Raw genomic sequence first — 18,475 nt, 5'->3', positions numbered from 1 at the left:
GCCGCCGCCGACCTCTACAACGACATCGCGCTCGGCGAAGCCGCAGGCGACACGAGCGAGTCCCGCCGCCTCTTTCCGGGCCTTGCGGCATGCACGTCGGCGGCGGCCGCCGCGGCGTGGTTATCCGATCATTATGCCTTTCCGGTCATCCTGCTGGGATTGCTCGTGGGGCTGGCGCTCAATTTCATATCGGACGATGTCCGCACCCGTCCCGGGCTCGACTTTGCCTCGAGCCACTTCCTGCGCGTCGGCATCGTCATTCTCGGCCTGCAGGTCACCGCCGGGCAGATTTTTCAGCTCGGGGCGATGCCCTTTGCGGCGCTCATCCTCATCATGACCGTCACCATCGGCGCCGGCCTCGGCGCGGCCCGCCTGTCGGGACAATCGCCGCATGTCGGCCTGCTTGCCGGCGGGGCGACCGCGATCTGCGGCGCGAGCGCGGCCCTCGCGCTTTATGATGTCATCGGCCGCAAGCGCCTCGCCGAAGCCCAGTTCACGCTGACGCTCGTCGGCATCTCGCTGGCGAGCGCGGTGGCGATGTCGCTCTATCCCGTTCTCGCCGCCAAGCTCGGGCTGACGGACAGGCAGGCCGGGTTCCTGATCGGGGCGTCGATCCACGATGTCGCGCAGGCGATCGGCGGCGGCTACGCCTTCTCCAATATCGCCGGCGCCGATGCGACGATCGTCAAGCTGGCCCGCGTGGCCCTGCTGGCTCCCGTCGTGGCCTGCGTCGGTGTCCTCCTGCCACCCGAGAGCGAGGCCACCGGCAAACGGCGGCGCATCGCGCTGCCATGGTTTGTGCCCGCCTTTATCGGCGTCGTCCTGCTCAACAGCCTGCTGGTACTTCCCGACGAAATCAGGGCGTTCGCGCTGGCGCTGTCCAAGGCGCTTCTTCTGCTCGCGGTGACCGCTACCGCGATGCGAACCCGCCTCGCGCTGCTGCTTTCGATGAGCTGGCGGGCCGGTATTCCCGTTATCGCCGCGAGCCTCGCAAGCTTTCTCGCCGCGCTTGCCTGCGCGGTTTGGATCGCCTGATTTGGGCAAAAATAGGGTTTGCCCAAAATCCGTACCGGCGCTAGATATGTGAACAGTGTTTATATAAAAATAGGGGAGACGACATGACGGGACCGTTCAGCGCACAATTGTTCGAAGGCAAGCATGTCTTCGTGGCGGGGGGCTCCTCGGGCATCAATCTCAGGATCGCGCAGCGCTATGCCGCCGCCGGTGCGCGCGTTTCGATATTCAGCCGCGACCCGGCGAAGATCGACGCGGCGGTCGCCTCGATCGTCGATGCCGGCGGCCGCGCGCTGGGCTTTACCGGCGACGTTCGCGATTTTGCGGCAGTCGATGCCGCGATCGACGCCGCGTCGCAGAGCCATGGCGAAATCGACGTGGTCGTTTCGGGCGCCGCGGGGAATTTCGTCGCCCCCGCCGCCGCCATGTCGCCGAACGGCTTTCGTGCCGTCGTCGATATCGATCTGATCGGGACTTTTCACGTGTTTCGCGCCGCCTATAGCCGGCTGAGCCGTCCCGGCGCCTCGCTCGTCGCGATCAGCGCGCCGCAGGCCCGCAAGCCTTCGATGCTCCAGGCGCATGTCTGCGCCGCGAAGGCCGGGATCGACATGCTCGTGAAGGTCCTCGCCCTCGAGTGGGGCAAGGAAGGCATCCGCGTCAACGCGATCTCGCCGGGCCCCATCGCCGACACCGAGGGCATGGCCCGCCTCGCCCCCAACGAGGCCGCCGCCTCCGCCATCCGTGCGAGCCTCGCGCTCGGTCGCTACGGTGAAAAAGACGAGATCGCCGACGCGGCCTTCTACCTTACGAGCGATGCCGGCCGCTATGTCACGGGCACGATCCTCGACTGCGACGGCGGCACGATGCTCGGAAGCGCGGTGCCCGAACTGGGCGAGCGCTGACCGATCCGGACTATCGTTTCGTGCAAACGTTCCCGTTTGCCGATGGGGTGACGGGGCAGGCGCTAGCTGCCCCGTCACATCTCCCGAGAAAAACCGCACGGCACAGGAGCTGGGTAATGACTATAAGTTTCGACAATCGCGTCGCCATCGTCACCGGGGCGGGCGCAGGCCTCGGCCGCGAACATGCCCTTGGTCTCGCGGCGCGCGGGGCGAAGGTGGTGGTCAATGATTTCGGCGGCGGCCTCGACGGCTCGGGCGGCTCGTCGGCTCCGGCCGAAGAAACGGTCGCGATGATCCGCGACATGGGCGGCGAGGCCTTCGCGCACGGGGCCGATGTCGGCAATGAGGAGCAGGTGGGCGACCTTGTCGCGAAGGCCGTGCGCGATTGGGGCCGCGTCGACATCCTCGTCAACAATGCCGGTATCCTGCGCGACCGCGCCTTCGCCAGGATGACGCTCGCCGACTGGGAAGCCGTGGTGCGCGTCCACCTGACCGGCGCCACGATCTGCACGATGGCCGTCTGGCCCCATATGAAGGCCGCCAATTATGGCCGGATCGTCATGACCAGTTCCTCCTCGGGAATCTATGGCAACTTCGGTCAGTCGAACTATGCCGCCGCGAAGATGGCGGTCATCGGTCTGATGAATGTTCTCCACATCGAGGGAGCGAAGAATAATATCCGGATCAATACGCTGGCACCCGGCGCCGCGACACGGATGACACTGGACCTGCTGCCGCCCGCGATCACCGGACTGATGGACGCGCGAACGGTCACCCCGGGCCTCCTCTATCTCGTCAGCGAAGATGCCCCGTCGCGCGCCATCCTTTGCGCCACCGCGGGCGGCTTCGCGCGTACGCTTATTCTCGAAACCGCAGGCGTCCATCTGAAGGACGATGATTGTACGCCCGAAGGCGTCGCCGCGGCATGGGACGCGATTTCCGGAAGCGAAGGCGCCGAGCTCTACGAGGCCGGGAGCCAGCAGGTCATGAAGTTCGTCGGTATGGCGGCCGAGGCGGCCGGCATCAGGCCGGACTGAGCCGCCCGTCCAGGCACTTTCCTGTCAACCGTCGAGGCGAACGAGCCGGCGCGAGAATTCCCGCTGCTTCGTCACATAATCCGCAGCCGACTGCTTCAGGTCGGCGATCATGTCGGGCGTCAGCTCGCGAACCGCCTTTGCCGGGGCGCCGACGATCAGGCTGCCGGGCGGAAAACTCTTCCCTTCGGTCACCAGCGCGCCCGCCCCGATCAGGCAGTCGGCACCGATCACCGCCTTGTTGAGGATCGTGGCCCCCATCCCGACAAGGACATTGTCGCCGAGCGTGCAGCCATGCAGGATCGCATGATGGCCGATCGTGCAGCCCGCCCCGACCTTGAGTGGGATGTCGGGATCCGAATGGAGCATCGCGCCTTCCTGGATATTGGAGCGGTCGCCGATCATGATCGGGGTGTTGTCGGCCCGAATGACCGCCCCGAACCATATCCCCACCTCGCGGCCGACCACCACCTCGCCGATCAGGTCGGCCGACGGCGCGACCCAGCTATCGGCGGGAACCTCGGGCTGCTTCTCGTCAATTGCGTAGAGAGCCATCGACCGTCTTCCCCTCTCTTAAACAAGCCGGCTGGCAAGCGCAGACGCCGCAGCCAGCGCCAAATCCTAATTGCCCGAAAAATCGCCGGGCCTTTTGTCGAAGAAGGCCTGAATACCTTCGCCGAAATCATCGGTGCGCGTGCCGAGCAGCCATTGGTCGGCGTCGGCATGCATCACGGCCTGATCGAGCGCGCCGGCCCAGGCATTCGCGCTTCGCTTAATCATCTGCACCGCAATCGGCGGAAGCGCGGCAAATTCTTCGGCCATGCGCAGTGCCGCGGCGTCGCGCTCGTCGGCCGCGACCACGCTGTCGAAAAATCCCCAGTCGAGCATCGTGTCCGCGTCGAAGAGCGCGCCTGTCATCACCATCCTCTTGGCTCTTGCGAGACCGACCGTCTGGATCGCGAGCGGCAAGGCATGCCACATGAGATTGATGCCGAGGCGGACCTCGCCATAGCCGATGCGGGCATCGGGCGATCCGACACGGAAATCGCATGCCGTCGCGATGCACGCGGCGCCTCCGGTCGCGGCGCCCTGAATCACGCAAATGGTCGGCTGATGGATTTCGCGAATGGCACGAAGCAACCGGCCGCCGAGTTCGGCCGACCGGCGCTGCTGAACCGCCGGCGTCGTCCCGCGCCCCGCCTCGCGCAACCCGCCGATATCCATCCCGGCGCCGAAATGCTTCCCCTCGGCCCGAAATATCACGGCCCGCGCCTCGCCATTGTCGGCCAGCGATTCTGCCATGGCCTTCAGCTGGAGCATCGAGGCCGGCGTCAGCGCATTGCTCTTCTCGCCCCTGTCGTGTGTGATCGTGACGATATGGCCATTCTGCTCAAGCCGGAAAGGTCCCTCGCTCATTTTCACGCCTTTCCTTCCCTCTGCTTGACAATGCCAGCAGACTTGCGCTGGCATCGCCGCCATTCGCGACGCCTCGATCGCAAGGCCGCACGCGGATCTAAGAACGCAAAATCGCGCGAAGCCCAACTATTGCCGACAAGCAATAAAATGTAAACGATGTTTATATTCTGAATTGTTCAGGCCATCGCCGGATGGCCGGCGTAATCTGGATGCAACGCGCGCAGGAATAGCGCCGACGCCGGTGGGTAAGGTATCGGCCACCACACCGAAGCCTCTGATCGTGCGAAACCGACGCCCACTACCGCATGCCTTTCGTCCGGCCGTTTGCGATCTCTTCCGAAATCATGCGATAACTTTGCAGTGAGAGACGGATTTGGACGGCTTCCCGGAGCAACACGGTTCGAATTTCATCAACGAACCGGAGCCATTTTCTTCCAGACGCACAAAAGGCTACGCCAAAGCACCCTAGCCTCGCATCGCGGCCATCTGTTCGCCGGTGGCGCTGCTGGTAATGAGACCGGCCACGCCGCCTGCGCGCACGGTACCGAGGATGACCGCCATTTGCTCGACACTGTTCAGGCCGGCGATCGCCGCACGGTCACCCTTGGCCAGCCCATCCTGTTGCAGGCGGGCGGCGATACGGTCGATCAGCTTGTCGAGCTCCGACCAGGAGAGACGATGGTCGGGATCGGCCGCTGCGACATCGTCCGGTCTCTCGGCCGCATGCGCCCGAACCAGGTCGGAGAGCGTCGCAAAGCTGCTGTCGAGCATTTCGCGACTGGTCATGCTGTGGCTCCCGCGCCGTTCGGGGTGAGACCAGCAAGCATGAGCGTAACGGAGAAAGAGCATTTCATGTGGGATCATCCTTCGTCGGGAGGTGCGCATTGTCTGCGGCAGAGCGATGATGGGCGCGGCGGCCGTGGCTGCCGCAGCGATGGTCATCCTGCTTCCACCGCCGCAATCGTGTCGCGAAAGGCGCGCCGACCGCCCAAGAGGCACGCGATCGAGATCGATCCGGCGACTGCGACCGTCACCGCGACCGAGTAGCCGACCAGCATTCGGTCGCCGAACACATGCTCGGTCAGCGCGCCGACGACGAGGGGGCCGAGACCGAGGCCGAGAATGTTGAGCGTGAAGACGTACAGCGCCGACGTGCGGCCCCGCAAATGGCCGGGAGACATGAGTTGCAGCGCTGCGCTGCAAATCCCTCCGAAGCTGCAGAGAAACAGATATCCCGTCCCTAGCAGGATGACGCAGGCCAGGCCGCTGGAGGCCAGAAAGGCTGCTATGATCAGCGGGACACCGATCGCGGTCGTGACGATGGCAGTCGTGAAATAGGCGTCGCGGCGCCCTTTGCTGAACGCTCGGTCCGCGAGCCAGCCGACAATGAGCGTGCCGACGATACCCGAAAGGCCGATTGCGACCCCGAGCGAGGGCCCGATGAGCGCTGGCGACCAATCGAAATTGCGCTGAAGATGTGCCGGCGCCCAGCCGGCGATCGCGTAGCCCGAGAGACCGAGCATCGCGAAGCCGATTTGCTGCGCGAAAAAGGCGCGCTTATGCTGCTTGACGAACGCCAGCAGCGATCCGCTATCGGCGCCCGCCACCTTGTTGGCCTTGGGCGGGCGAATGCTGCCGCGCGGTAGCAGATAGGCCGTGAAGGCGAGGAGAACGCCCGGCGCCCCGAGCATCAGAAAGGCGGCCTGCCAAGGCTCGATCTTGCCAATGATGGGAAAGTCGAGATTGGCCGTCGCGAGCGCCGCGACAATGAGGCCGCCCGCGGCCAGCGAGAAAGCAATTCCGATGCTGGCGCCGATGGCATAGATTCCCATTGCGGAGGCGAGCCTCCCCTTGGGCGTCGTTTCCGAGAGGATCGCATAGGCACTCGGCGCGAGCGCGGCTTCGCCGGCGCCGACGCCGATGCGAGCCGCGAACAGCTGCCAGAAGGATGACGAAAGCCCGCAAGCCATCGTTGCCGCCGACCAGATCGTCACCCCCGCGTGAATGATGCGGGCCCGATTGAAATGATCGACCGCCCAGCCGACGGGGATGCTCGACAAGGTGAAGACGATGGAAAAGGCTAGCCCCTGCAGCAGGCCCAGAGCCACGTCGTCGATCTTCAACGATTCCTGGATCGGGACCGCCAGAAGCGACAGCAGCTGCCGGTCGGCGTATGAGAGAATATTGAGCGCCGTCAGAATCGTTACAGCACCCCAGGGAAAGTGCCGCGGCGCAGCCTCGCGATCCCTCATGCGGCGGCCTCGGCCCATAGGGCGGGCTCGGCCCCCGCCCATGTGCGGCGGGTCGATCGCCGCAGGCGGCCTTTAGCTATCAAGCCCACAATTCTGCTCCCAGTCGCGACGGATCGGCCGTCGTCACCCATGTCTTCCTTCAAGCCGACCACATCGCCCACCGGGCGTCAACAATTTTCGACATCGACGCATGTCAGCATGCTTAACATTCCATTCTTGGCGCATTACCCTCGCATTACCAAGGGATGAAAGTGGACTTTTCGACAATGATCGTCCTTGACGTATGTCTCCATCCGCAAGTATCCACCTCATTTCAAGCGGCAGACAAGCCGTGACGGAGGATGAACTTGGCAAAGCCCACCATTTCCCTTGTGGCAGACAATCAGAGCGCGCCCGTGCCGCGCAGATCGCGGCGCCAGTCCAAGCTGGACGCGATTCTCGATGGAGCGGCCGCCCTGTTCAACGAGGACGGCATCGGCGCCGTTTCTCTTGCCGACGTTGCCGAGCGCGTCGGCATCGGTCGCGCGACCCTCTATCATTATGTGGTCGATCGCGAGGACCTCGTGTTCCAATGTTTCCAGCGCAGCTGCGAACTCGACACCGAGCGCCTGGCGATCGCCGGCGAACAATCGGACATGGTCGAGGCGGTCCTTCAATATTTTCGCGAGAGTGTCTCGAGCACGACCCCGACCGCCGTCGTGACCGACCTTGGCTATATGTCAGCCGACGGACGATCGATCATCGGCAAGGCGATCCGCCGCAATCATCTCGCGCTCATCGAGCTGATCTCGAAGGGAATCGCGCAAGGCAAGATCCGTCCGTGCGACGAGCGCGTGGTTGCGCACGCGTTCGCATCGATGATTAGCCATGTGCAGATGGCGCATCGCTGGGTCGACCTCTCGGCGTCGTCGCTCGATATCGATGCGCTCGTCGAAAGCTTGCGTATAGGCGCTGTCGCCGATCGCGATCGCCGCTATCAGTGCAACATCGACGTCGAGCGCTTCAATCGGCTGAAGGCCGCGTCGTTCGAACCCGGCAGCATGGGCGAGATGCGCATCGAACAGATTTTGATGATGGCATCGCGCATGTTCAACGCGCGGGGCGTCGAGGCCGTATCATTGGACGAGATAGCCTCCGAACTCGGGGCGACTCGCGGGGCGGTCTATCACTATTTCTCCGACAAGGAGGAGCTGGTTCGGCGCTGCGCCGATCGCGCACACGATCTCTACGAAGCCTTTATCGACGAAGCCGAACGCTCGGGGCGCGACAGTTTCGAGCGCCTCTCGATCGTCGGCCATCTGAACTCGCAGGCTCAGGCAGGCACGCTGCAGCCCTTGGCCTCGTGGATCGGCCTCGATGCCTTCTCGCCGGGCCAGCGCCAGCGACACCGCCAGCGGCTGCGGTCGCTGCTCCGCCGTACCGTCGGCTTTGCGGAGGAAGGGATCGCGGCAGGCGACCGCCTTCCCTTCGACGCGCGAACGCTGTCCGTGGCCCGCGCGGGCGCGTTCAGCTGGATTCCGCGATGGGAGCCTCCGACCGACGATCTGACGCCCTTCCGCATCGCCGACGAACTGACCGAACTTTTCAACCACGGGATTGCCGCATGACGGCTCTCGCCGACGTTCCGGTCTCGGGCACCGTCGCACCCGGGTTCGAGCCGGTCTTCAAGGCCTTCCGCGACAATTTCTCCCTGCCGGACGGCCTCGCCGATATCGGCGCCGGGCTCACCGTATTTCACCGGGGGGAGCCCGTTGTCGACCTCGTCGGCGGATATCGCGACGAAGCCCGGACGACCGAATGGACGCCGGACACTGTCGCCAATATCTGGTCGTCGACCAAGGGCGTCACCGCCCTCGCCTTCGCGCGCCTCGTCGACCGCGGCCTCGTCGACTATGACGACCGCGTTGCCCTTTATTGGCCCGAGTTTGCGGTCGCCGGCAAGGAGGCGACGACGGTCGGGCAGTTGATCAGCCACCAAGGCGGCCTCAACGGGTTCCGGCTCCCCACGACAGTCGAACAATTCGGCGACTGGCCCTTGGTCACGCGCCGCCTCGCAGAACAGGCTCCCTATTGGGTGCCGGGCGAGGACACCTCCTACCACGCCATGACATTCGGATTTCTCGTCGGCGAGCTGGCGAGGCGGATCACTGGCCTCGAGCCTCGTGCGCTGATCGAGACCGAAGTCGCCGTCCCGCTCGATGCGGACATCCAGATCGGCCTGCGCCAGGGCGACCTCGACCGCGTCGCCGACCTTGTTCCGTTCGACGATGCCGGGACGCCGCCCGCGCCCGACCCTTTGGCCGCCCCGGCGATGACCAATCCCGTCGTGCGCCAGGACTGGGCCAACCGGGCGGGCTGGCGCGCTGCACAGGTTCCGGCTGCCAACGGCCATGCTACAGCGCACGGGCTCGCGAAACTCTATGGTGCCGTTGCATCCGGCGACCGGTTCGACGGAGAACCTTATCTTTCGCGCGAGACGATCGACGCGTTGCGCGCGCCGCGAAGCACGCGGCCCGATCGCTTTCTCGGAGAGCGCACATGGGGCGCGGGTGTCAGTCTCAACATGGGCGGTGCCTGGGGTCCGGACCCCGCAACCTTCGGCCATACCGGCTGGGGCGGATCCTTCGGCTGCGCCAACCTCGCGCGCGGAATCGGTATCGGTTATGTGATGAGCCGGATGGGCGGTCAGATCGCGCTCGATCCGCGAGCCGTCCGCCTGTGCAATGCCATCTTCGCCTGCGCAGGCTGACCGGCTCCTCCGGATTTCCCGCGGCGCGGAACAGCTCAATTAAAAAGGAGGAGGGCCGAAGCCCTCCTCCCGCAGTTCGTCCGGTGGGACGGGAGTGACACGGAGTGCCGCGCGCGGCTAGATTCCAAGCTGCGCGAGTGCCACGCCGCCATCCGCCGGAATCGTAGCGCCCACGACATAGTCGCCGGCGCGCGATGCAAGAAAGATTGCAAGACCCTGGATGTCCTCGGCGTCCCCGACGCGTCTGGACGGAATGCGCTGCGCAACCGTGGCGGCATGATCGCGCGCATCGCGGTTCATCTCGGACGGAAACGCGCCGGGCGCGATCGCCGTGACGCAGATATTGTTGCGGATGAGCTGCGCTGCGAGCCGGCGCGTGAGGTGGATGAGACCCGCCTTGCTGGCCTGATACGCATAGGTTTCCTGCGGATTCGGGCGCATCCCGTCGATCGAGGCGATGTTGATGACCTTCGCCGGCTTGGTCGCGTTGGCAGCTGCGCGGAGCTCGGGCAGCAGCGCCTTGGTGAGAAAGAAAGGCGACTTGAGGTTGAGATCGACCGTCTTGTCCCAGCCTGCCTCGGGAAACTCGTCGATCGGCGCCAGCCAGGCCGCACCGGCATTATTGACGAGAATATCGAGCTTCGGTTCACGCTCGCGCAGGCGCGCGGCGAGATTGTCCGCGCCCTCGACCGACGAGATGTCCTGCGGAAGCGAAACGCAGACACCTCCAGCGTCCGATATTTCGGCCGCAGCCCGATCGCACGCATCGGCCTTGCGCGACGAGATATAGACCTTCGCCCCGCGCGCGGCATAAGCCTCGGCGATCATGCGGCCGATACCGCGCGAGCCGCCGGTGACGAGGGCCACGCGGCCCTCGATCGAGAAAAGCTGGTCACTCATCATTGCGCCTTTCGCAAGTCGATCAGTTCAGGAAAGCGGGACGCAGTTTCAGCGTTGCGAACACCTCGCGTCCGCGCGACACGAACCCGCTCTCGTCGGCAAGGCGGGCATCGGGGTGCCCGCTGCCGCTGCCTGTGAGCGTGATCGGCCCTGACGCGCTGATCGTATATTTGTTGGTAAGATTGCGACCGACCAGCGACAACGACCATTGATCGTCGGCGCCGAACAGGCGGAGCGACGCATTGAGCTTCACGAACCCGTCCTGAAGGTCCTGCGGCGACTGGCGAAGGTTCGCACTGTATTTGCTCGAATAATTGGCATCGATCGAGAATTCGACGCCGATATCCTTGGAAAGGTCGGTCTCGAACAGGAAGCCGCCCGTAGCAACGAACTTCGGCGCATTGTTGATCTGGCGCCCGGCCATATCCTGTTCCTGGAAGACGCCGGTCACCGGGTGCGGCGTCAGGTTGCAACCCAATGCGGGGGTCTGACCGAGATAACAGCCCGAGAGGAAGTCGCGGAATTTCGCGTCGTTGTACGCGGCCGAGCCGCGCAGGCTCAGCCCGTCGAGCGGCGTCTTCCAGTTGGCGTCGAACTCGAGGCCCTGAATACGCGCCGCGGCCGCATTTAGGACCTTGAAGCTGATCGTTGCTGCGTCGAAGGCGCCGACCTGCAGATCCTTGTAATCATAACGGTAGCCGGTGAGGTTGAACGTCAGGTCGGGGGTGCCGACCTTGACGCCGCCCTCGAACCCGGAGACGATTTCCTCGCTATAGCTATTGCGGAAGGTTCCCGGAGCGGCCGCGCTGATCGTGCCATTGGTAAAGCCACCGTCGAAGCCACCCGACTTGAAGCCGCGCTTGTAGGACGCAAACAGCATCACATCGTCGTCGAGATGGTAGGACAGCGTCGCCTCGGGCGAGACGTTGCTGAACGACAGCGTCCGCGTCGCCAGGTTCCGGGTCACGTCGATGCCGTTGCGGAGGAACCGCAGCTGCTTGTTTTCCGAGGTGAAGCGAAGCCCCCCCGACAATTCGAGCTGGGGCGTGATATCCCAGAGGAGCTGTCCGAACACCGATACCGCTTCCTGCTTCTGGAAGGTTTCCTCGGTTCCGATGCGGAACGGGTTCGGCGGCAGGGTGATCACGGCGTCTTGCGCGCCGTAGGTGTCCCGCGTTTCGTAAAAGGCGCCGACCGTGAAGTTCAGCGGCGACGACCAGTCGGACGCGACACGAAACTCCTGTGTGATCTGTTCCATCTTGAACGGCAGATAGGGAACCAGAAGGACGCCGCGCGGACCGACCGACGCGTCGTGCGCGTTCATTTCGTCGAAGTTGTAGTAACCAGCCACCCAGGTCGCGGTCACATCGGGCGTCACACGAAGATCGGCCTGGAGCGTCCCGAGCCACTGGTCGTTGCGACGAAAGCCGAGGCCGTCTTCCGCTTCGGAGGCCGGAACGAGATCGGTCAGCGCCTTGGACGCGCTCCCGCGATAGATGTCGCGGTCGGCCTTGCAGGGGAAATTGGGCTGAAGCTGCGGCGCACCATAGGGGCAGTCGATGCGCTGGAACGAAGTGAACGAGCCCCCGCGGTTATAGGTGTGAGTGTAGGAGAGCTTTGCGTTGAGCTTGAACATGTCGGTGGGCTCGAAGAGGATCGTACCGCGCACGAAATATTCCTGGCCGCTCGGATATTTGCTCGCCGCAGGCGGCACGACGAGCGGATCGCCGTTCGCGGGGACCGTGCGCAGGTGGAAATATCCCTGAAGGTCCGTATACCGCCCGACGACACGCACGGCGAGCTTGTCGGAAATGGGGCCCGACACCACGGCCTGATAATATTTGTCGCCCGACACGGCTTCGATGCCCGCCTCGCCTTCGACCTCGGTCTTCCAGCTCGGGTCCGCGGTCTTGAACGAAATCACGCCCCCGGGGCTGTTCTTGCCGAAGAAGAGCGCCTGCGGACCGCGCAGCACCTCGATCTGGGCTAGGTCGATCTGCGCCGTCTTGCGGACATTGAGCGTCCCGACCTGCATGCCGTCGATGTTGATCGAGACGGCCTGATCGCCGAGATAATTGGTCGAACCGCTGCCGACGCCACGAAGCGAGATCGACCCGCCCGACGACACCGAGGATTCGGCCGACTGCAGGCCCGGCGTGAAGGCCGCCAGATCGTCGACGCCGTTGATTTTCAGGCGCTCGATCTGCTCGGCCCCGAAGGCGGTGATGGGAGCCGGGACGTCCTGCAGAGCTTCGGCGCGTTTGCGCGCCGTGACGATGATTGTCCCGTCGGGCTCGTCGGCAGTGTCGCCCGCGGCATCATATTCGCCTGGCGCGGTCTGCGCCTGCACGCCCGAAATTGTGCAACTGACGAACGCGGCGCTCGCAAGCAGCCGCACGATGGCCTTGGTCATAAACCTCTCCCCAAAAGTCTCAGCTTTTCGCTTTTCGACACTGATGTATGTCAGCGTATGGATACGTCCATAAGCTTTGTCAAAAAGATTCGACACTGGCGCATGGCAGAATGGAAACGTGTCGATTTTGCGGCCGGCGCGAACGACGGGCGCCGGAAGGACGCGCCGGAAATTTTCGATCGGGACTGATCGAGAGGGCCCGCGCGCTATCGCGCCGCCCGCTCCAACATCGAAATCAGCTGGCGCGGAGACCGTGCAGGAAGAGGTTCGATACCTCGAAGGCAACGAAACGGTGCGACAGCGCCCGATTGCGCGGAAGCCAGCGTGCCACAAAGTTGAACGTGCCTGCCGACGCAAGCGCGGTCGGTTCGGCCTCGAATGGACGCAGCGTTCCGTCCGAATTGCCGAGTTCCATCATGGCGATCGAGCGGTCGAGCAGCGCCCCCGTCATGGCGCTGAACCTCAGTTGCTGGTCGGGCCCGAGCTTGTGATACGCCGCCGCAGAGAGCGACATCGGGCCCGCCGGATCGAGCTGCGCCTGCACATTCAGCGCAAGACCGGCGCGCGACCTCTCGACCCCCGTTTGACGCTCTTCGGCGCGGTCCAGCAATGTGGCGTAGAGATCGAACGCGCGTTCGAGGCACGCCGCGACCAGTTCGGCCTTGCTGGCGAAGTGATGGTAGATGAGTCCCTTCGTCGCGCCGAGGTCCGCTGCCACATCGTCGAGCGATACACCTTCGACCCCGCGCGCGTTGAACAGCGCCGAAGCCGTCGCGACGATTTCGCTCGCCCGGCCGGAGGGCCGCGGCGGGGACAGCGCAGACCAGGACTCGATGCCGGCCATATCCATCGTCAGCGGCGCGGCGCATGTACTGACGCCGTTCTCCACAATGCTTGGGAGCTCGACCGCGAGCCGGCCCGAACCGTCTTGCTCGGCGCGCCGGGCCCATATGTCGCCGAGCGGCGCCCAGGCAATCATGCCCCATATGGTCCGGGCCGCTATTCCGGGGTCGCACGCGCGCACAGTGCCGTCCTCGACACCCCGGCTAATCAGCGCCGCGAGCGTCTCGAACGCATCATGCTGACGCGCGCCGATCTCGCGCCGCCCTTCGTCGGGCAAAGCCTCGAGCTCTGCGGCAATAATCGCATGGGTGTGGTCCCGGTCGCGCGCCGCAGCCAGAAACTGGAGAACGGCTTGAAGGCCCGAGGCCTCGCTTGCCGCAGCGCGCTCCAGATCTTCGACGAGCGGGTCGAGGAGGTGAAGATAGCATTGCCGCGCAAGATCGGTGCGGTCCGAGCAGTAATTGTAGAGACTGGGCCGCGTCAGCCCGACGCGTTTGGCGATTTCGACGAGATCGGCCCCCGCGACCCCAGTCCGGCGGAATTCGTGGGCCGCCTCGCCGAGCAGCAACGCGCGACGCGCAGCGCGCGCTGCACTCTGCAAGGGTTTGCTACCCGCCGCCAATTCGGTTCCTGCCATCAGCCTCTGACTGCCCGCTCACGGCCCGATTGACAAGTCGGTATGTTACGGCATACGCTGTTGTCAGAATCATAAACGATAAAGAATGTGGGAGAGGAAGATTTTGATGAAGGCTGCCCGTGCGCGCCTCGCGCAAACCTCGTCGATCGCTGTCGCCATCACGCTGCTGGCCTTGAGCCCCGCCGCGGGCGCGCAAGAAACCGAAAGCGCCGACGCCGCCGACGGCGACATCGTCGTGACCGCGATGAAGCGCGAAGAGCGCCTGCAGGACGTGGGCGCCACGATCCAGGCGCTGTCCGCTGAGGGCATCCGAACCGCGCGAGTCGCCGAGATCAAGGATCTTGCAACCCAGGTCCCCAATGTCGACATCAAGGAGACCGTCCCGGGCGCGCTCCCGACCGTTACCATCCGCGGCATCGGACTTGACGATTTCAGCACCGTATCAAGCCCTGCTGCGGGCATTTACGTTGACGAAATTCCCCTCGCCTCGCCGGGCCTGATGAGCGGAAATTTCTTTGATCTCGGACGCATCGAGATTTTGAAGGGCCCGCAGGGGACGCTTTACGGCCGCAATACCACCGCGGGTGCAGTCAACATCGTCTCGGCGACGCCAGGCGACAGCTTCGCCGCCTTTGCCAAGGCCGGTTACGGCAATTTCGATACGTTCGATGCCGAAGCCATGCTCAACATTCCACTGTCGGATCGCGCGCAACTCCGTCTTGGAGGCAAGACCATCCAGCAGGGCCGCGGCTTCTGGACGAGCTCGCTCCTCGAAGACGGCACGCCCGGACGCCGCGATCTCGGATCGCGCGATATTTGGCTCGGACGCATCCAGCTGGCGCTGCAACCCGCCGACGGTCTCGACATCCTGCTCAAGGCCGAAGGCGAACGTTCGCGTTCAGAGATGGGTGTGCCCCAATTCAACGGCACCTATGGCCAGGGAACCCCGTTCGTTCCCTGCGCGCCGGTGCTGGCCGGCCGCCTCGACAATTCGGTCTGCGTCGACGCCTATGGCTATCAAAACAGCAACGAGAACCCGTATCACGGCGATTGGGCCGGCCGCTTCCCCTATAATGTCGATCAGGTCAGCCTCACGGGCAAGATCAACTACAGCCTCGGCGCCGTCGATATCACCTCGATCACGGGCTACATCGACTTCTCGCGCCTTTATCATATCGACGTCGACGCGACGCCCCTCCAGCAGTTCGATTATGACGAGAATGAGGATGTCCGGCAGTTCACGCAGGAACTGCGCATCGGCTATCGCAACGACCTTGTCGATCTTGTGGGCGGCGCCTTCTACTCATGGGACCGCGTGCTCGGCGACAACACCAACTATGGCGACGACTGGCCGCTGGTATTTCTTGGCGCCGCGAGCGGTTCGGGGAAGACCAACTATGATCAGGTGACCCGTTCGGCAGCGCTCTATGCCGATGCAACCTGGCATATCGCCGACAAGGTCGACCTGATCACCGGGCTCCGCTTCACGCGCGAGAAGCGGCACTATGCGGGAGGTACGAGCTTCATCACGGCCTCCCCACTTGTCGGCGTGAACGACACCTTCATCGACGACACGATCCGCGACAGCAATGTGACCGGACGCATCGGCCTCAACGTCCGTCCCCGCGATGGACTGCTCCTGTTCGCCTCGGTTTCCCGCGGGCGCAAAAGCGGCGGCTTTTTCAGCGGCTTTACTAACAACGACAGCCAACTCCTGCCCTATCGCCCCGAGACCCTTACCGCCTATGAGGTCGGGGTCAAAAGCGAGTTCGGGCACGCCGTGACGTTGAACGTCTCGGGCTTCTATTACGATTACAAGGATCCCCAGACCTTTGTGCGCTTCATCGATCCCGCGACCGGCCTCTCCGTCCAGAAGGTCGGCAATGTCGACAGCGCGCGCGTTTTCGGTGCCGACATCGATCTCATCCTGAGGCCGACCCGCGGCCTCACCGTGTCGGGCGGCTTCGGCCTGCTCGATACCAGGCTGTCGTCGTTCGCGACCGCAGCGGGCGTGATCCCGGCGGGCAATCGGCTACCCAACGCGCCAGCCACCTCCTTCTCGGGCAAGGCCCGCTACGAATTCGACCTAGGCCCCGGCCTGACCGCGGCGATCCAGGGCGACACGCGCTATGCCTCGTCGGCGTTCAAGGAGGCCTCGAACGATCCGCTCATCTCGTCGGAGTCCTATTGGCTCTTCAATGCACGCGTGTCGCTGGCCGGCGAGAAGGACGGTTGGGAAGTGGCCCTCTGGGGGCGCAACCTCACCAAGGAACGCTATGTCGTTTCGGGCGTCAATCTCGCCTCGCTCGGGATCGTCAACCGCATCTACAACGCGCCGCGCACCTACGGCGTCGAGCTCAGCTTCCGGTATTGAGGAGATTTTCGATGCCAGCCCACGCACCGATTGCGGGCCACTGCGACGCGCGCTTCGCCGCCGTTCGCGCCGCGTTTGAAGAAAACTTCGTCGAGCGCAATGACGTCGGCGCCGCGCTTTGCCTGATCGTCGATGGCGAGCCCGCGATCGATCTTCACGGCGGTTGGCGGGATGCCGCGCGCACGGCGCCGTGGCAGGCCGACACGCTCGTCAACCTATGGTCGACGACCAAGGGCGTGGGCGCCATCTGTTTCGCAATCCTCGCCGATCGTGGCCTCTTGTCTTACGAAGATCGCGTTGCCGATCACTGGCCCGAGTTCGGCGCGAACGGCAAGGAAGGCATCACGATCGCGATGCTGCTGTCGCACCAAGCGGGGCTCAGCGGCTTTACGTCGCCGGCCAGCGTTGCCGACCTGCTCGCCGGGAAAACCTCGGCGCGGCGACTGGCCGAGCAGACGCCGATATGGGAGCCCGGCACTGCGTCGGGCTATCACGCGATCAGCATCGGTATCCTCGCGACCGAGCTTTTTCGAAGGATCGAGGGCCGTTCGCTCAAGGATTTCGTCCGCGACGAGCTTGCCGGCGGGCTCGCCCTCGACATTGCCATCGGGCTCGATCCGCGCAACGATGGACGCCGCGCGGAAATTATCGCACCGCCCGAACTCAGCTCGGCGGATATCGGCCAGCTCACTGCACCTCAAATCGCGGCGCTTGCCAACCCGCCGCTCGATCCTACGCTTCCCAATGATCCGGCCTGGCGCGCCGCGGATCTCACGTCCGCCAATGGCCATTCGAACGCTGCGGCTCTCGCGCGCCTCTATGCGATGTTCACCGGCGGGCAAGTCGCCGCCCGAACGCTTGCGGCCGCCACGGCAACACGTGTCGAGGGCGTCGACCTCGTTCTCGGGATGCCCGCACGCTGGGCCGCCGGTTTTCTTCTGAACTTCGACGGCATCTATGGACCGAACCAGGCGGCCTTCGGTCACTCGGGCTGGGGGGGCTCCTTCGCCTTCGCCGACCCGGTAGCCGGCATCGCCATGAGCTATACGATGAACAGGATGGGTACGCTGCTCCGCGACGATCCGCGCGACGTTGCACTCATAGACGCCGTCTATGCGAGTATCTAGCGCCGACGCGATGGCCTTAAGAGGATCGTAGTGGCCGCGAGCCGCCTGCCGGCTTTTGGGCGCAAATCGTGAATAGCCGACTTTGCGCACCTGTCACGGGTTGCGGACGAGAATCCCGCACCTTAAACCCGGCATCGGACCAACCGGAGTTATTTGGTGTTTCTCATTTCGGCTGCCGCTCTGATCTTTGCTGAACCCATGCCTCCGCCGCCCACGGCGGCATATGAAGCGCCGGACACTCGGGGCCCACCACTGACCAACTCTGATCGCGTAGTCGTGACCTGTCCCGACGGAGGCATTATTGGAGCGGAGTTTATCCGCGAAGGCCAAAGCGTCACGGTGGTCGGGATCGCCGGCTTTTCCCGGGCGCTTTCCGACAAGCAGCGCAAAATCATTGATGCTGCTGTCCAACCTCTCAGGTCGCTGGATCGGGTCGAAATAGTCTGCAACGGGCGCGACAGCGCGATCATCAGGGTCCTTGGCGCGTTTGTTGAAGTCGAACGCCAAATGTATCAGCAGACGGTCGTAATCGTCTGGGAGAATTCGGGAATGCTGGGGACAGAGCGGCGTGCCGTTCCGGAAATGGAGTTGGAGCAACGCACGCTTTAAAACCGCCCACACATTCTCATTTTCGTGTCTGTTGTCTGCAAAGCGATGACCAGATGTGGCCGGCAATTGTCGTTCCGCCAAAAGCCTGCACCGAGCTTGCAGGGCCGGTCACTGTGCCTGATTGATTACGGCTTCAATCCGGTATCCATCTGGGTCGAATACAAAGGCTGCATAGTAGCCGTCGCCATAGCCCGGGCGAGGCCCG

Annotated in this window: 15 protein-coding genes; 8 read left to right on the top strand and 7 right to left on the bottom strand. The window is 64.1% G+C overall.

Annotated features, from left to right (window positions below; translation table 11 throughout):
- The 3 genes from VN047_RS03820 to VN047_RS03810 all read left to right on the top strand — a co-directional run.
- Positions 1-1,035 (top strand): YeiH family protein (locus VN047_RS03820; protein ID WP_325540189.1); only part of this gene is annotated, 1,035 nt, incomplete at its 5' end.
- Between the two features lie 83 nt (positions 1,036-1,118).
- Positions 1,119-1,916, top strand: coding sequence for an SDR family oxidoreductase (locus VN047_RS03815; protein ID WP_325540187.1), 798 nt, complete (start codon positions 1,119-1,121; stop codon positions 1,914-1,916).
- A gap of 116 nt (positions 1,917-2,032) precedes the next feature.
- Positions 2,033-2,953, top strand: a complete 921-nt coding sequence (locus VN047_RS03810; RefSeq protein WP_325540185.1) for an SDR family NAD(P)-dependent oxidoreductase — start codon at positions 2,033-2,035, stop codon at positions 2,951-2,953.
- Positions 2,954-2,977: 24 nt separating this feature from the next.
- Here VN047_RS03810 and VN047_RS03805 read toward each other — a convergent pair whose 3' ends face one another.
- From VN047_RS03805 to VN047_RS03790, 4 genes are all read right to left on the bottom strand, one after another.
- The gene (locus VN047_RS03805) at positions 2,978-3,505 is read right to left on the bottom strand and encodes a gamma carbonic anhydrase family protein (RefSeq protein WP_325540183.1); all 528 of its coding nucleotides are present in this window, start codon (positions 3,503-3,505) and stop codon (positions 2,978-2,980) included.
- 66 nt (positions 3,506-3,571) lie between these two features.
- Positions 3,572-4,366, bottom strand: a complete 795-nt coding sequence (locus VN047_RS03800) for an enoyl-CoA hydratase/isomerase family protein (protein ID WP_325540181.1) — start codon at positions 4,364-4,366, stop codon at positions 3,572-3,574.
- A 465-nt stretch (positions 4,367-4,831) separates the two neighbouring features.
- Positions 4,832-5,152, bottom strand: a complete 321-nt coding sequence (locus VN047_RS03795; RefSeq protein WP_325540180.1) for a class I adenylate-forming enzyme family protein — start codon at positions 5,150-5,152, stop codon at positions 4,832-4,834.
- A 152-nt stretch (positions 5,153-5,304) separates the two neighbouring features.
- A complete protein-coding gene (locus tag VN047_RS03790) occupies positions 5,305-6,618 on the bottom strand; it encodes an MFS transporter (protein WP_325540178.1) in 1,314 nt (437 codons plus the stop codon).
- 347 nt (positions 6,619-6,965) lie between these two features.
- Here VN047_RS03790 and VN047_RS03785 point away from each other — a divergent pair, with 347 nt between their 5' ends.
- Positions 6,966-8,225, top strand: coding sequence for a TetR family transcriptional regulator (locus VN047_RS03785; RefSeq protein WP_325540176.1), 1,260 nt, complete (start codon positions 6,966-6,968; stop codon positions 8,223-8,225).
- Complete coding sequence (locus tag VN047_RS03780) at positions 8,222-9,367, top strand: serine hydrolase domain-containing protein (protein WP_325540174.1); 1,146 nt, start codon at positions 8,222-8,224, stop codon at positions 9,365-9,367. The genes VN047_RS03785 and VN047_RS03780 overlap by 4 nt, the downstream gene beginning before the upstream one ends.
- Before the next feature lie 117 nt (positions 9,368-9,484).
- On the opposite strand, the gene VN047_RS03775 is transcribed toward VN047_RS03780, so the two are convergent.
- From VN047_RS03775 to VN047_RS03765, 3 genes are all read right to left on the bottom strand, one after another.
- Complete coding sequence (locus tag VN047_RS03775; RefSeq protein ID WP_325540172.1) at positions 9,485-10,270, bottom strand: SDR family oxidoreductase; 786 nt, start codon at positions 10,268-10,270, stop codon at positions 9,485-9,487.
- 19 nt (positions 10,271-10,289) lie between these two features.
- On the bottom strand, positions 10,290-12,680 hold the full coding sequence (locus VN047_RS03770; RefSeq protein ID WP_325540171.1) for a TonB-dependent receptor: 2,391 nt from the start codon (positions 12,678-12,680) through the stop codon (positions 10,290-10,292).
- 235 nt (positions 12,681-12,915) lie between these two features.
- A complete protein-coding gene (locus tag VN047_RS03765; protein WP_325540169.1) occupies positions 12,916-14,145 on the bottom strand; it encodes a TetR family transcriptional regulator in 1,230 nt (409 codons plus the stop codon).
- Positions 14,146-14,266: 121 nt separating this feature from the next.
- Here VN047_RS03765 and VN047_RS03760 point away from each other — a divergent pair, with 121 nt between their 5' ends.
- The 3 genes from VN047_RS03760 to VN047_RS03750 all read left to right on the top strand — a co-directional run bounded on the left by VN047_RS03760 (position 14,267) and on the right by VN047_RS03750 (position 18,270).
- Positions 14,267-16,534, top strand: coding sequence for a TonB-dependent receptor (locus VN047_RS03760; RefSeq protein WP_325540167.1), 2,268 nt, complete (start codon positions 14,267-14,269; stop codon positions 16,532-16,534).
- An 11-nt stretch (positions 16,535-16,545) separates the two neighbouring features.
- On the top strand, positions 16,546-17,661 hold the full coding sequence (locus tag VN047_RS03755; protein ID WP_325540165.1) for a serine hydrolase domain-containing protein: 1,116 nt from the start codon (positions 16,546-16,548) through the stop codon (positions 17,659-17,661).
- Positions 17,662-17,817: 156 nt separating this feature from the next.
- Positions 17,818-18,270, top strand: a complete 453-nt coding sequence (locus VN047_RS03750; protein WP_325540163.1) for a hypothetical protein — start codon at positions 17,818-17,820, stop codon at positions 18,268-18,270.
- The last annotated feature ends 205 nt before the right edge of the window (positions 18,271-18,475 follow it).

The organism is Sphingopyxis sp., from assembly GCF_035565275.1.
Classification (GTDB): Bacteria; Pseudomonadota; Alphaproteobacteria; order Sphingomonadales; family Sphingomonadaceae; genus Sphingopyxis.
Note: the sequence above shows the minus strand (reverse complement) of the source record. Positions and strands in the feature narration are given on the sequence as shown.

What these genes read in the sequence shown, in the direction of transcription:
- VN047_RS03815 (WP_325540187.1), top strand. Translation starts at nt 1,119, where the DNA reads ATGACGGGACCGTTCAGCGCACAATTGTTCGAAGGCAAGCATGTCTTC.
- VN047_RS03795 (WP_325540180.1), bottom strand. Translation starts at nt 5,152, where the DNA reads ATGACCAGTCGCGAAATGCTCGACAGCAGCTTTGCGACGCTCTCCGAC.
- VN047_RS03810 (WP_325540185.1), top strand. Translation starts at nt 2,033, where the DNA reads ATGACTATAAGTTTCGACAATCGCGTCGCCATCGTCACCGGGGCGGGC.
- VN047_RS03805 (WP_325540183.1), bottom strand. Translation starts at nt 3,505, where the DNA reads ATGGCTCTCTACGCAATTGACGAGAAGCAGCCCGAGGTTCCCGCCGAT.
- VN047_RS03760 (WP_325540167.1), top strand. Translation starts at nt 14,267, where the DNA reads ATGAAGGCTGCCCGTGCGCGCCTCGCGCAAACCTCGTCGATCGCTGTC.
- VN047_RS03755 (WP_325540165.1), top strand. Translation starts at nt 16,546, where the DNA reads ATGCCAGCCCACGCACCGATTGCGGGCCACTGCGACGCGCGCTTCGCC.
- VN047_RS03790 (WP_325540178.1), bottom strand. Translation starts at nt 6,618, where the DNA reads ATGAGGGATCGCGAGGCTGCGCCGCGGCACTTTCCCTGGGGTGCTGTA.
- VN047_RS03800 (WP_325540181.1), bottom strand. Translation starts at nt 4,366, where the DNA reads ATGAGCGAGGGACCTTTCCGGCTTGAGCAGAATGGCCATATCGTCACG.
- VN047_RS03770 (WP_325540171.1), bottom strand. Translation starts at nt 12,680, where the DNA reads ATGACCAAGGCCATCGTGCGGCTGCTTGCGAGCGCCGCGTTCGTCAGT.
- VN047_RS03775 (WP_325540172.1), bottom strand. Translation starts at nt 10,270, where the DNA reads ATGATGAGTGACCAGCTTTTCTCGATCGAGGGCCGCGTGGCCCTCGTC.
- VN047_RS03780 (WP_325540174.1), top strand. Translation starts at nt 8,222, where the DNA reads ATGACGGCTCTCGCCGACGTTCCGGTCTCGGGCACCGTCGCACCCGGG.